The sequence below is a fragment of the Vibrio sp. SSH13-20 genome, assembly GCF_040104475.1.
Classification (GTDB): domain Bacteria; phylum Pseudomonadota; class Gammaproteobacteria; order Enterobacterales; family Vibrionaceae; genus Vibrio; species Vibrio harveyi.
Window position 1 is genome coordinate 117,384 of the sequence record NZ_JBECOU010000008.1, and the last position, 12,998, is coordinate 130,381.

The window sequence follows — 12,998 nt, forward strand, 5'->3', positions numbered from 1 at the left end:
TTTGCCAATGGAATAGACATTTATGTGTCGCCAGAAGCTCGACACAGTATGGAGGGGGTTACATAAGCAATCTCAATGTGAGTGGCTTACAGATTTGATTATCTGATGGGAATTGACGGCGAAATAGATAGCATGAATTGCGCTTGTGATTTTGCTTCCAGCTCTGATCTGATCGCGAAATTAGATTGGTATCTTATGTCCAAATTCGTATTTATCCATCTATACAAAATGATGTTTCCTATGTATGCGAATGGCATGTTGTTCTAAGAAAAAAGGGATTTTTAGCGAGGAATGAATCAGTGAGAAGAAAAAAGCCAGCCCGAGGACTGGCAATCAAACTAAGTTATTTGAAATTAACAAGAGTTTGAAATGAAAATGAAATTGGAGATGAATAAAGCGCTATTTTTCAACCATCTGGGTTGCACCTTGTAACCAAGTTTTGTCATGGGCATCTAATGATGGGCTGAGCGCTTTATAAACCTGCGTGTGATAGTGATTTAACCAATCCACCTCGTCTTGGCTAAGTAAGGTGACATCGAGCATGCTGGTGGCAATCGGGGCGAGAGTAATGGTCTCAAAACCGTAAAATGTGCCAAATTCATTCTGCTCGACTTCCACGACTTTCATGATGTTCTCGATACGAACGCCGTATTCACCTTCGCGATACACCCCCGGCTCGTTGGTGATCACCATGCCTGGTTTCAGTTCCACTTCGCGATGGCTTTGCGAAAAGTTTTGTGGACCCTCATGAACATTTAAGCAAATGCCAACGCCATGTCCCGTGCCGCATTTATAGTCGATACCATGCTGCCACAACACACCACGAGCCATGATGTCGAGATAGGCACCCGTAGAGCCTTTCATAAATCGAGTCTGAGTCAGTCGGATGACCGCTTTGAGCACTAAGGTGTAGTCTTTGCGCTGTTTAATGGTCGGTGACCCGAAATGGAAAGTACGGGTGATGTCCGTAGTGCCGCCAAGGTATTGACCGCCAGAGTCGACAAGAAAGAAGTTGTTCTCGTTAACGACGGCATTGCTTTCTTCATCGGCGGCGTAGTGCATTTTGGCACCATGGGCAGCAAAGCCTGCGATGGTGCGAAAACTGTCGCTCACATAATGGCGAGTTTGACGGCGATAACTTTTTAACTGCGCCTCAGCAGACAATTCAGTAACAAGCCCACTTGGGACTTGGTCTTCTAGCCAACTCATGAACCGCACTACTGCCACACCATCGTCCTTCAATGACTGCTCGAGATTGGCTAGCTCGGTCGGGTTTTTGCTGGCTTTCATGTCGGTGACCGGGCAAGCCATTGGCTTTAGTGAAACGTTTTGCTCAATTGCACTGACCAATAAACTGTCGGTGTAGCTTGGGTTAAACGCGAGAGAAAGCCCTTCACATTGCTGATTCAAATATTGGCTCACGTAGTCGTAATGACGAACGCTGACACCTTGCTCGTTGAGTTGTTTTTCTATCTCAGCTGGTAACTTCGCTTTGTCGATAAATGCGGTAGCGCGCGATTGTTCCACAACAAGATACGCTTCAGATACCGGGCAGTAAGGAGTATCTGCACCGCGAATGTTTAGCGTCCACATTACATCGTCTAACGTGGACACCAATAAACTGTCAACGTGGTTGTCGCCAAGCCAAGAACGAAGGTCTGCCAGCTTTTGCCTAGTGTCTATGCCGGCAAAGGCGACAGGGTGCTCAAAGATCTTTTCAGTTGGTCTGCTAGGACGGTCATGCCAGATTGGTGTCAGTAAGTCGAGGTCGAGGATAATCTGAATGTTTTTAGGCTCAAGCGCTTGTTTGAGTTCTTGGTAAAATGCATAGCTGATAGAGCGTCCATCTACCGCGATGGTATTGCCGGCTTCTAACGTGCTGGCTAACCATTTAGGAATACTTGGCGTCTCTGGTTGACGCGCTTTAAATAGGTTGAGTCCAGTACCATGAAGCTGTTCTTCAGCTTGAATGTAGTAACGACCGTCGGTCCATAATCCACCGCCTTGAGTAGTGATAACAACGTTGCCTGCCGAGCCGGTAAAACCAGAAATCCATGTTCGACCAGCCCAATGATCCGCAGAGTATTCACTATTGTGAGGATCGTTGTTTGTTACGATGTAGGCTGCAACGTTATAAGTTGCCATCGCATCTCGCAGCGATGAAAGGCGTTGATTTACCGAGTTTGTTGTATTCATGAAAGACTTCCTGAAATCATGTTTGAACAATAGATATGATGTTGCTCAGAGCCGATTTTTGCAGGGCTTTGCTGCCCGCAGAGTTGGGTTGCTTCTGGACATCGGGTTCGAAAAACGCAACCGCTCGGAGGGCTGAGCGGGGAAGGGAGATCGCCGGGCAGCAATTGGATCTCGCGGTTGCGTGCTAATTGAGGATTGGCGATTGGCACAGCAGAAAGCAGCGCTTTGGTATAAGGGTGCTGCGCATCATCAAATACTTGGTCGTAACGTCCGACTTCCATCGGCTTACCCAGATACATCACCATTACGCGATCACTAATATGACGTACCACGCTGAGGTCGTGAGCAATCATTACCAGTGTCAGTCCCATCTCTTGTTTGAGGTCATCGAGTAGATTGATCACTTGCGCCTGAATGGACACATCAAGTGCGCTCACGGGTTCATCACACACCACCAAGTCTGGATTAAGAATCAACGCACGTGCGATGCCGACACGTTGACACTGCCCACCAGAAAACTCATGCGGATAGCGGTTACGCTGGCTTGCGAGCAGTCCTACTTTGTCCATCATGGCGATGACTCGTTTTTCAACTTCGGCACGTTTAAGCCTTGGTTCGTGTGTTAGTAGTGGTTCGGCAATGCATTCTGAAATGGTTAAACGCGGATTTAAACTGGCTGATGGGTCTTGAAATATCATCTGGAACTCGCGACGACGAAGGGCGAGTGCGTTTTTGCCAAAGCCACGCATATCTTCACCTTTCCACGTCAGGGTGCCATGTGTCGGTTCAACCAACCGAAGTAGGGCGCGCGCCAATGTGGACTTACCACAGCCGGATTCGCCGACAATGCCAAGGGTTTCACCTCGGTACACATCTAAGTCAATGCCATTCACCGCCTTGACGATCTTTCTTCGACTAGGAATGATATGGCGCGATACTGGAAAGTGGACTTTCAGGTCGCGGGCAGACAATAACATTTCTTGCTGGGTCATAACGTTTCCTTAAGCCGATTGATGAATAAGAGAAATACTGCCTTGCGCTTTGACATGACAGGCGATGGATTGGCGTCCGTTAAGGGGCACAAACCGAGGCGTCTGTGTTTGGCAGCGTGGCTCACGATAGTCACAGCGATCTCTAAACGGGCAGCCTTTGTGATTGATCAGAGCGCTCGGCGGGTTACCGGCAATGGTTGGCAAACGAGGCATATCTTCTGTAATCGATGGGATCGCCTTTAGAAGCCCTTGGGTATACGGGTGAGCTGGCTGGGCGAACAAGGTGTCCGTATCGGCTTGTTCCATTTTCTGTCCGCCGTACATGACTAAAACTCGGTCACACATTTCAGCGACCACGCCCATATCGTGAGTGATGAGCAAGATGGCGGTGTTGAACTCTTGTTGTAACTCACGCAATAGCGTCAGGATTTGAGCTTGTACTGTCACGTCGAGTGCGGTTGTGGGCTCATCGGCAATAAGCAGTTCCGGTTTACACAGCAACGCCATGGCAATCATCACACGTTGGCGCATGCCACCAGAAAGCTCGTGTGGATATTGGTTCATGCGCGTTTCCGGAGAAGGAATCCGTACTGCATCTAGCATCTGAATGGATTCTGCAATGGCTTGTTTTCGGCTCATGCCTTTGTGCACCATCAGCACTTCACTGAGTTGTTTGCCAATCTTCATAAACGGGTTAAGAGACGTCATCGGATCTTGAAAGATCATGCCGATTTTCTCTGCGCGAATGCGGTTGAGCTGCTTCTTCGACATCGCGAGTAAGTTCTCGCCATGAAAACGTGCTTCGCCCGAGACGTTCCCGTTATCAGCCGTTAGCCCCATTAGCGCAAACACCGATTGGCTTTTGCCCGAGCCGGACTCGCCAACGATACCTAGCGTTTCTCCCGCTTGAATCGCGTAAGAGAGGTTGCTGACCGCCTGCACTTGTCCGTCTGGCGTATCGAAGCGCACGTTCATGTTTTCAATTGATAGCATGGGAAGTCCTTATCGATCTTTCGGGTCAAGGGCGTCGCGTAAGCCATCGCCGATGAAGTTAAAACAAAACAGGGTTGCGACCAAAAACAGCGATGGGAAAAGTAGCATCCACAATGCCACGTCGATGGTTTTTGCGCCTTCTGAAATCAAGATTCCCCAACTGGTGTCTGGCGGTTGAACTCCTAAGCCTAAGAAACTCAAGAAGGATTCAAACATGATGAAGCCGGGCACCATTAAGGACGAATAGACCATCACGATCCCAAGCACGTTTGGCAGCACATGACGACGCACAATGGTGAATTTAGATACGCCGATGGAATGTGCTGCTTCAATAAATTCGCGCTTTTTGATACCGAAGGTAACGCCCCTTACCACTCGGGCAATACCCAGCCATGAGACCATGCCAATCACGATAAAGATCAGATAGATGTTGTTGCCAAATAAGGTTACGAACAGGATGACCATGAACATAAATGGCACTGAGTCGAGCACTTCGATGATACGCATCATTACGCTGTCTACCACGCCACCTAGATAGCCGGAAATACTGCCCCAAATGGTGCCAATCACAACGGCAACCAAGGCACCAACAAAGCCAACCAAAATCGACAGGCGACCACCTTGCATCGTGCGGGCAAACAGGTCTTGTCCTAGGTCGTCGGTACCAAAATAGTGCCCGCTGCTCAAAGAGGGTTTCCCCAACTCGTACGGGTCAGCAAGGATGTTCCAATCAATCTCATCATGTCCAAAGGCAGCAAGTGAAGGACCAAAGGTGATACACAAGATGATGAACGCCAGCACGTAAACGGAGGTCATTGCCGCGCGATTTCGGCGAAAGCGAGTCCACGCGTCTTGCCACAGACTGCGGCCTTCTACGGCTTCGATATTATCAACAACTCGGTCTTGTAAGGATTGAGTATCCAGCTTTTTAATCGATAACATGCTCGGCTCCTAAACTCGGATACGCGGGTCGATAACGGTGTAGAGCAAGTCGACCACAAGGTTGAAAAAGATCGTCAGTGAAGCAACGATGAGAGTAATACCCATGACTAAGCCGTAATCGCGATTCAGTGCGCCGGAGACAAAGTGTTGTCCCATACCGCCAGTACCAAAAAAGATATCGATGATGACCGAACCTGTGACAACCGAGACAAAAGCTGGACCCAGCATGGCGACGACGGGGATCAATGACGGTCGCAGTGCATGGTGGAACAAGATGTATGCGGTCGATAACCCTTTGGCTTTTGCAGTACGAATATAAGGTTGATTCAGTGTTTCAATCATGGCGCCCCGCATAACACGAGCAATACTGGCGATAGAGCCAATCGCAAGGCTTAGCACTGGTAGTACGAGAAAAGCGAGTTGTCCTCCTTCCCAACCACCGGCAGGCAGCCAACCTAAATGAATCGCAAATATTGTCACCAATACTGGCGCGAGGACGAAAGCAGGCACAACAACACCCGTCATGGAAAGGGTCATCAATCCGTAATCTAAGCGACTATTGCGCTTTAACGCAGCAATGGTGCCGAGCAGCATGCCAAGTGGCACTGAGATACAAAAAGACAGAACGCCAAGTAGGGCAGAGACAGGCCAAGATTGAGCGACCAACTGAGTCACCGTAAAGTCTTGATAGACAAAGCTTGGTCCTAAATCGCCTTGAGCGAAGTTGGTAATATAAATCCAGAACTGAACCAAAAATGGTTCGTCGAGGTGAAATTTGGCTTCGATGTTAGCGCGAACCACTTCCGGCATAGGACGCTCCATGTCAAACGGTCCACCGGGTGCGATATGCATCAACCAAAAAGAGACCAAAGCGATAAACAACAACGTCGGAATCGCGATGGCTAATCGTCTGAGAATGTACCAAATCATGATCCATCATCCTTTGGTCATTCGACGTCACATGTCGTCACGTCGAGAAAGAGAAAAAAATTGGCCTGAGCTCATCACCGAGAGAAGAGAAGTTCGACACGATATGCCATGTACTCGCAATGTCAGTGCGTGTTACCGAGCCGACTCAGGCCGAAAGCATGCCATTAGTGGACTTTCACATAGACATTCTTGCGGTAGTACGAGGACTCGGGGTTAGTACGCTCGTAGCCACCAACATAAGGCTTGATCAAATATTGATCGTTGCCTGGACGGTAAACCGGGATAATCGCCATATCTTCAATCAGCATGCTTTCTGCTTCTAGATACAGCTTTGATGGATCATTCATGGTTTTAGAACGCGACATCAACTCATCATATTTGGGGTTGTTGTAGCGTGAATCGTTGTACTCGCCATTGGAGACGAAGATATCGAGCCATGTTGAAGCTTCGTTGTAGTCTGCGGTCCAGCCGCCACGAGTGATTTCAGTTGGCTCTTTTAATGCGTAGAACACTTTAGGCTCGAGTTGTTTAATGGTGATTTGGGCGCCTAAGCGGCTTTTCCACATGCCTGCCATTGCTGTTGCCATTTTCACGTCTTTGGAGAAGGTAGGAACAGTGAAAGTGAGTTTGAGTGGGTTCGCTTTGTTATAACCAGCCTGCGCCAATAAGCGTTTGGCTTTGTCGATACGCTGATTCGTTGTCCATGTCGCGTATTCTGGGATGTGTGATTGAAAGCCATCGGTTTGTGGCGGCACCAAGGTAAACATTGGGATACCTCCGTTTCTTAAAATCGCATCGGTTAAGATCTTGCGATCAATGGCATAGGATAGGGCTTGTCGAACACGCAGGTCTTTAGTTGGACCCTGCTGGGTGTTGAGGTAATAAAACGTCGAGCCAAGTGACGCACTGGTGTCTGCGACTTCTTGTGGCAGCTTGGTGATCAGCTTTTTCTTTTGTGCAGAAGGAATCGACATCACTTGGTCTATTTCCCCCGCTAAATAGCGATTAAGCACAACATTGGCATCACCAATCGGCAGCCACGTGATTTTATCCAACACGACGTTGCTTGCGTCCCAATAATATGGATTTTTCACCATCACCATTTTTTCGTTTACCTTCCATTCAGAAACCGTAAACGCGCCATTAGTAACAATGTGTTTTGGTTGCGTCCAGTTGCTGCCGTACTTTTCAACCGTGGCTTTATGCACTGGAGCAAGAACCGGATGGCTAAGCAGCTTGATAAAAAATGGAATTGGCTTTTCAAGCGTCACTTGGAAGGTTTTGTCGTCCAGTGCTTTTACGCCAAGTGTTTGCGGTGTTGCTTCGCCTTTCATAATGGCTTGTGAGTTTTGGATGTTTGGAATCGCGGCAAACCAAGCGTAAGGTGAAGCAGTATTGGGGTCGAGTAGACGCTGCCAACTGTAGACAAAGTCTTGTGCAGTGACATTGTCACCATTCGACCATTTCGCATCACGAAGCTTGAAGGTGTAGACCGTATTGTTGTCGTTCACCGACCAAGATTTCGCAACGCCGGGAATGGTTTTTCCTTGTTTGTCTTGAATCGTTAACCCTTCGAACAAGTCTCGACCAAGGTTAAATGCGGGCTCAGCTGCTTGTTTAGCCGGATCGATAGACGTCACTTCTGCACCGTTATTAAGCGTGATCTCTTGTGCTTCGGCGAGTGTCACGCCCGATGGGTACGGCACAGCATAAGTCGAAGCCGCAAAGATTGGGCTCATCACAGATGCCAACAAAAGTAGCTTAGGTAGTTTCATCCTTTCCTCACTCGATTCATCCTTGAAGGTGAGTTGAATGTATATTGTATAAATTGTTCAGACAATCGAGTTTTAACATACCTGTAACAGGGTGTTAGAAGCTGAGCTTTTTGGTCTCAAAAAGTGAGCCAGTAGAATTTCAATCCATGAATTTGTGCCGACTTGGCACAGTCAGATTATCTGCTAAGAAGGCAGGGTAAAGAGAGAATGAAGAGAGTAAAGCGGATAGAAACGAAAAATCCCCTTCATGCACGAAGCAGGAAGGGGATCAGTGTTAGCATTTCAAATTCAGCGCAAATTGCGCTTTATTCTCAAGGTTATTTCACTAGGAAGTGCTTAACGAATTCCGTGATTTTCACCATGTCGTCAACGGCAATGAATTCTTCAGTGGTGTGTACTTTCGCCATACCAGTAGAAAGGTTTACTGTTGTTAGACCTTTCTTGTTGAAGTTGTTTGCGTCGCTACCGCCACCAGTGCCTTTTGTGAATGCATCGATGCCCATGTCAGCAAATGCCGCTTTGATTGCTGACACGTGAGCGTTGTCTTCTTCGATAACAAAAGCGTCGTACGCGCGGCTTGATTCGATTTCAACTTCTGCGCCGTGTTTTTCACATACTGACTCGAAGGTAGAGATCATGTGGTTAACTTGTGCTTCTAGCTTCTCACCGTTTAGAGAGCGAGCTTCAGCAACGATCTTCAGTTCTGGCATCACGATGTTTGTCGCTTGACCGCCGTTTACCATACCGATGTTTGCTGTGGTTTCTTCGTCGATACGAAGCAGCTTCATCTGGTTGATTGCATCTGCCGCTACCATGATTGCGCTGATGCCTTCTTCAGGTGCTAGACCCGCGTGTGCAGGGCGGCCTTTGATTGTCGCAACGATTTTTTGCTGACCAGGTGCGGCTGTCACGATAGTGCCGATAGGACCGCCTGTATCCAGTACGATCGCTTCGTTAGACGTTACGTGCGTCATGTCGAAGTACTCAGAGCCGAACAGACCGCCTTCTTCATGCACAGTGAAAGCAAGCTCTAACGTTTTGTGTTCTAGGTTTTCAGCTTGGATGCAGCGAACCGCTTCCATGATTGCTGCGATGCCTGATTTGTCGTCACCACCAAGGATCGTATTGCCTTTAGAGCGAATGATGCCATCTTCGATGATTGGCTCAATGCCGATACCAGGCGTTACTGTATCCATGTGGCAGCTCATTAGGATAGAGCCTTCTTTCTTACCTTCTAGACGTGCGTAGACGTTAAAGCCGTTAGAAATGTGTTCTGGTACTGGTAGTTTGTGAACCGTAAAGCCTAGTTCGCCCAGTTGCTCAGCCAGAGTTTCTGCAATTTGTTTTTCATTCATAGATTCGCTGTCGATGCGAACCAGTTGGCAGAAATGTTCAACTAGACGTTCTTGATTAATTTGTGTCATTTGGATGTCTCTTTCTTTCTTGGTCGAGACCGCAGCGGTATAGAGTGCGAGCCCGAAAGGGAACAGAACACCTCTTATTACACAGCTAATCCATGTGAAAACTGTCTTGAATCAAAAAACACCTCTGCCTGACATTATTCTGACCTGTGAATTACCGGATCTGATGCGGCGGTCACGAAAGTACACAATGAATGTAGAAATATGCGAAAGCGAGTTAAAAGCGAGTTAAAAGCGAGTTTACTTAGTCAATCAATGTTTAGACCCACTAAGCCTTCAAATCGCCGCCGCGTCTACAAACCAAGTCATTCTCGCTGAACCAAGCATCTCGAGGTTACTTGGGTATAGTATGAGCTTTTGACGAATTTAATGAGAGATGGAAAGTCTATGATTTAACAGAATTAACGCTGCATTTATGTACAGAGTCGAGCTATTTTTGTAACTGATGAAAAGTTACCAATATATCTGTAGGGTGGATTGTAATTTACCGTCTATTTATTGAAGCAATATCACAAATGTGGATTAATACAGTCTCTGTTTATTCATGTCCTCTCGCACTGCCTTTCTGGATAGACCGAACTCTGCAAAGGGTTCGGTCGCTTTAATTAGAATTCTATTAACGGATTATTCTTGATAACTAAAAAAACAAAAACAAGAAAGCCGGGCAGGGTGCTCAGCTTTTTTGATGGTTCTTTTCTATTTGTCACTGTGAAGAGTCAATAGGGTTAATCCGATCAGCCATTCAATAGTGCGTTGACTGTCTTTGCTTAGCTTAAAAGAGGTAACCGCTTCTACCTGACTTTGGAAGTCACAGAGATAAGGTGTGTGATGTTCACAAACTGTCATCAAGAATGCCAAACGCCAAATCGCCATGAACTCGGCGTCTTCTAAGCGAATTTTCCAACTTTGGATAAAAGCGACTTCGTTGTTAGAGAGGTCGAGTTTATCCATCATCATCTTAAGTAGTCTACCTTGCAAGGCGCGCGGGATGTCGGCTTTCTTTGCAAAGTGGTGGCTTATCCCCGTCCTCGATATACCTGTTTGTTCACTCAACGTTGTGTAAGACATTTTCTCGTAACCAAGCGTGATCAACTGCTCTGTTGCCACATCGAGAATGGTGTTGATGGTGATCTGGGTATCTTCGTGTGTTCGGCGTGCCATAACTATTGCCAGTATTGTGATTAAAAAATCATACTAACACTTATCGTCTGCCATTCCATATAAACAAACTAATATTGACGTTGTTTGCATGATAAATGCGCGTTACTGCCCATAAATTTAGCCATGGTAACAAACTATTTACATTTGGATGGGGTGTGTAAATTGATGAGAGATATGATAATGCATTGATATAACATGCTTTCCTTATGGTTACCGTAAACGTTTGCGATGTTTAAATTTTCTGTAACATAAATTTTACGATCAATAGCTAAAACTGCGTAAAGTCAGATTTCCATTCGTGTATTCCAATTTTTCTCCTCCTGCGCCAAGTTAGAAATATCGAACGAGAACGCATGTTCAAACACAACAATGACATAAGGAGAAAGTCATGGTGGACACCTACAACCCATTAGGCACGGATGGATTCGAATTTGTGGAATACACAGCGGCGGATAGCGAAGGTATTGAACAACTGAAAGCGCTGTTTGTTTCGTTGGGTTTTGCAGAGATCGCAAAACACCGTTCTAAAGAGGCTTGGCTGTACCGACAAGGTGACATCAGCTTTATCGTTAACGCCCAGCCGCACAGTCAGGCAGAAGGCTTTGCTAAAGTTCACGGTCCTTCCGTTTGTGGCATGGCATTTCGTGTGAAAGACGCGAACGTAGCACTTAAGCAAGCGCTGGATAACGGCGGTGAAGAGTACAAAACAGAAATCGGTCCGATGGAGCTGAGCATTCCGGCAATTTACGGTATCGGTGAGAGTCTTCTGTACTTCGTGGATCGTTACGGCAAACAGAGCATTTACGATGTCGACTTCCGTTTCTATGACGATGCAGAAGAGCGCCTAGCGAAAGCAGACGTTGGTATGTACGAAATCGACCATCTGACTCATAACGTGAAGCAAGGCAACATGGACGTGTGGTCAGGATTCTATGAGCGCATTGGTAACTTCCGCGAGATTCGTTATTTTGACATTGAAGGTAAGCTGACAGGGCTTGTTAGCCGCGCAATGACCGCGCCGTGTGGGAAGATCCGCATTCCAATCAATGAGTCTTCTGACGACAAATCCCAGATTGAAGAGTTCATCCGTGAATACAACGGTGAAGGTATTCAGCACATCGCGATGACCACCGATGACATCTACCAAACCGTTCAAACACTGCGTGATCGCGGCATGGACTTTATGCCGACACCAGATACGTACTACGAGAAAGTCGACGAGCGCGTAAAAGGACACGGGGAAGACGTCAGCAAACTGCGCGATCTGCAAGTCCTTATCGATGGCGCGCCAACCAAAGACGGCATCTTGCTGCAAATCTTCACCCAGACCGTTATTGGCCCGGTGTTCTTCGAAATCATTCAACGTAAAGGCAACGAAGGCTTTGGTGAGGGTAACTTTAAAGCCTTGTTTGAATCGATTGAAGAAGACCAAATCCGCCGAGGAGTACTAAGCGATGCATAAATGGATCACATTCCCTCATCGGGAGGGAGTGTGCTCCAAGCAAGCACATGCTGATTTCCCGGAAGAGGCAATTTACGAACGTGAAGCAGGTCGAAGTGGATTCTTCGGTCCTGCGGCACACTTTCATCATCAACACGCACCGACAGGTTGGTCTGAGTGGGAAGGCGATTTACGCCCGCGAGCTTTCGATTTCAACCTAGTCGAAACGGCGAGTCAGATTTCGCCTTGGGCAGTGCCGCATCTTCTACACAACGCCAACTGTAAGATCCGTGTATGGCGTATGGATGAGAAGATGGACTTCTTGGTGCGTAACGCCGATGGCGATGAGCTGTTGTTCATCCATCACGGCACGGCAGATCTTTATTGCGACTATGGTCACCTCAAAGTGAGCGAAGGTGATTACGTAATGATTCCACGCTCAACCAGTTGGCGATTAGAACCAAGTGAGCCAATGTTTGTTCTGATGATTGAAAACACCGATGCCGCTTATTCTTTGCCAGAAAAAGGCATGGTGGGTAATCATGCTGTATTTGACCCAGCGGTTCTGCAAACGCCGTCAATTAATGACGAATTCCGTGCGCAATACTCAGAAGAGCAAACCCAAGTTCATGTGAAGCGCCATGACAAAGTCAGTGTGATTACTTACCCATTCAACCCGCTTGATGCGATTGGTTGGCACGGTGACTTGGCTGTCGTGAAAGTGAACTGGCGTGATATTCGACCTTTGATGTCGCACCGTTATCACTTACCACCTTCTGCCCACACTACATTTGTTGGTGCTGGATTCGTGGTGTGTACGTTTGTGCCACGTCCAATCGAGAGTGACCCAGGCGCACTGAAGGTGCCGTTCTATCATAACAATGACGATTATGACGAAGTCTTGTTCTACCACGCAGGGGATTTCTTCAGCCGTGACAACATCGAAGCTGGCATGGTGACTTTCCATCCAGCAGGTTTTACCCACGGTCCGCACCCTAAAGCGTTCAAAGCGGGTCAGGAATATAAGAAGAAGTTTACCGATGAAGTGGCAGTGATGATTGATACACGCCATGCGCTCGAGTTTTCTGACGAGCTCGATAAGGTTGAAAACAAAGAATACGTCTATAGCTGGCAAGAGAAGTAAGGG

At 47.3% G+C, this 12,998-nt stretch carries 10 protein-coding genes; 2 read left to right on the top strand and 8 right to left on the bottom strand.

Features of this window, described 5'->3' with window-relative positions; genetic code table 11:
* Positions 1 to 399 precede the first annotated feature (399 nt).
* The 8 genes from ABMY42_RS21300 to ABMY42_RS21335 form a co-directional block, all read right to left on the bottom strand.
* Positions 400 to 2,196, bottom strand: a complete 1,797-nt coding sequence (locus ABMY42_RS21300) for an aminopeptidase P family protein (RefSeq protein ID WP_349266764.1) — start codon at positions 2,194 to 2,196, stop codon at positions 400 to 402.
* A complete protein-coding gene (locus tag ABMY42_RS21305; RefSeq protein ID WP_069687205.1) occupies positions 2,193 to 3,188 on the bottom strand; it encodes an oligopeptide/dipeptide ABC transporter ATP-binding protein in 996 nt (331 codons plus the stop codon). The genes ABMY42_RS21300 and ABMY42_RS21305 overlap by 4 nt, the downstream gene beginning before the upstream one ends.
* 9 nt (positions 3,189 to 3,197) lie before the next feature.
* Positions 3,198 to 4,181, bottom strand: coding sequence for an oligopeptide/dipeptide ABC transporter ATP-binding protein (locus ABMY42_RS21310; RefSeq protein WP_069687204.1), 984 nt, complete (start codon positions 4,179 to 4,181; stop codon positions 3,198 to 3,200).
* 9 nt (positions 4,182 to 4,190) lie between these two features.
* Positions 4,191 to 5,123, bottom strand: a complete 933-nt coding sequence (locus ABMY42_RS21315; protein WP_005439955.1) for an ABC transporter permease subunit — start codon at positions 5,121 to 5,123, stop codon at positions 4,191 to 4,193.
* A 9-nt stretch (positions 5,124 to 5,132) separates the two neighbouring features.
* Complete coding sequence (gene oppB, locus ABMY42_RS21320; protein WP_005439957.1) at positions 5,133 to 6,053, bottom strand: oligopeptide ABC transporter permease OppB; 921 nt, start codon at positions 6,051 to 6,053, stop codon at positions 5,133 to 5,135.
* Between the two features lie 164 nt (positions 6,054 to 6,217).
* The gene (locus tag ABMY42_RS21325; protein WP_349266765.1) at positions 6,218 to 7,828 is read right to left on the bottom strand and encodes a peptide ABC transporter substrate-binding protein; all 1,611 of its coding nucleotides are present in this window, start codon (positions 7,826 to 7,828) and stop codon (positions 6,218 to 6,220) included.
* A 317-nt stretch (positions 7,829 to 8,145) separates the two neighbouring features.
* Positions 8,146 to 9,252, bottom strand: coding sequence for a M20/M25/M40 family metallo-hydrolase (locus ABMY42_RS21330; protein ID WP_005445476.1), 1,107 nt, complete (start codon positions 9,250 to 9,252; stop codon positions 8,146 to 8,148).
* A 693-nt stretch (positions 9,253 to 9,945) separates the two neighbouring features.
* Entirely contained in the window at positions 9,946 to 10,410 is a 465-nt protein-coding gene (locus tag ABMY42_RS21335) for a TetR family transcriptional regulator (protein ID WP_045490118.1), read from the bottom strand.
* Between the two features lie 388 nt (positions 10,411 to 10,798).
* Here ABMY42_RS21335 and hppD point away from each other — a divergent pair, with 388 nt between their 5' ends.
* A complete protein-coding gene (hppD, locus tag ABMY42_RS21340; RefSeq protein ID WP_005427851.1) occupies positions 10,799 to 11,872 on the top strand; it encodes a 4-hydroxyphenylpyruvate dioxygenase in 1,074 nt (357 codons plus the stop codon).
* Positions 11,865 to 12,995: a homogentisate 1,2-dioxygenase gene (locus ABMY42_RS21345; RefSeq protein WP_049535922.1), complete on the top strand. Its 1,131-nt coding sequence runs from the start codon at positions 11,865 to 11,867 to the stop codon at positions 12,993 to 12,995. The genes hppD and ABMY42_RS21345 overlap by 8 nt, the downstream gene beginning before the upstream one ends.
* Positions 12,996 to 12,998: the final 3 nt, after the last annotated feature.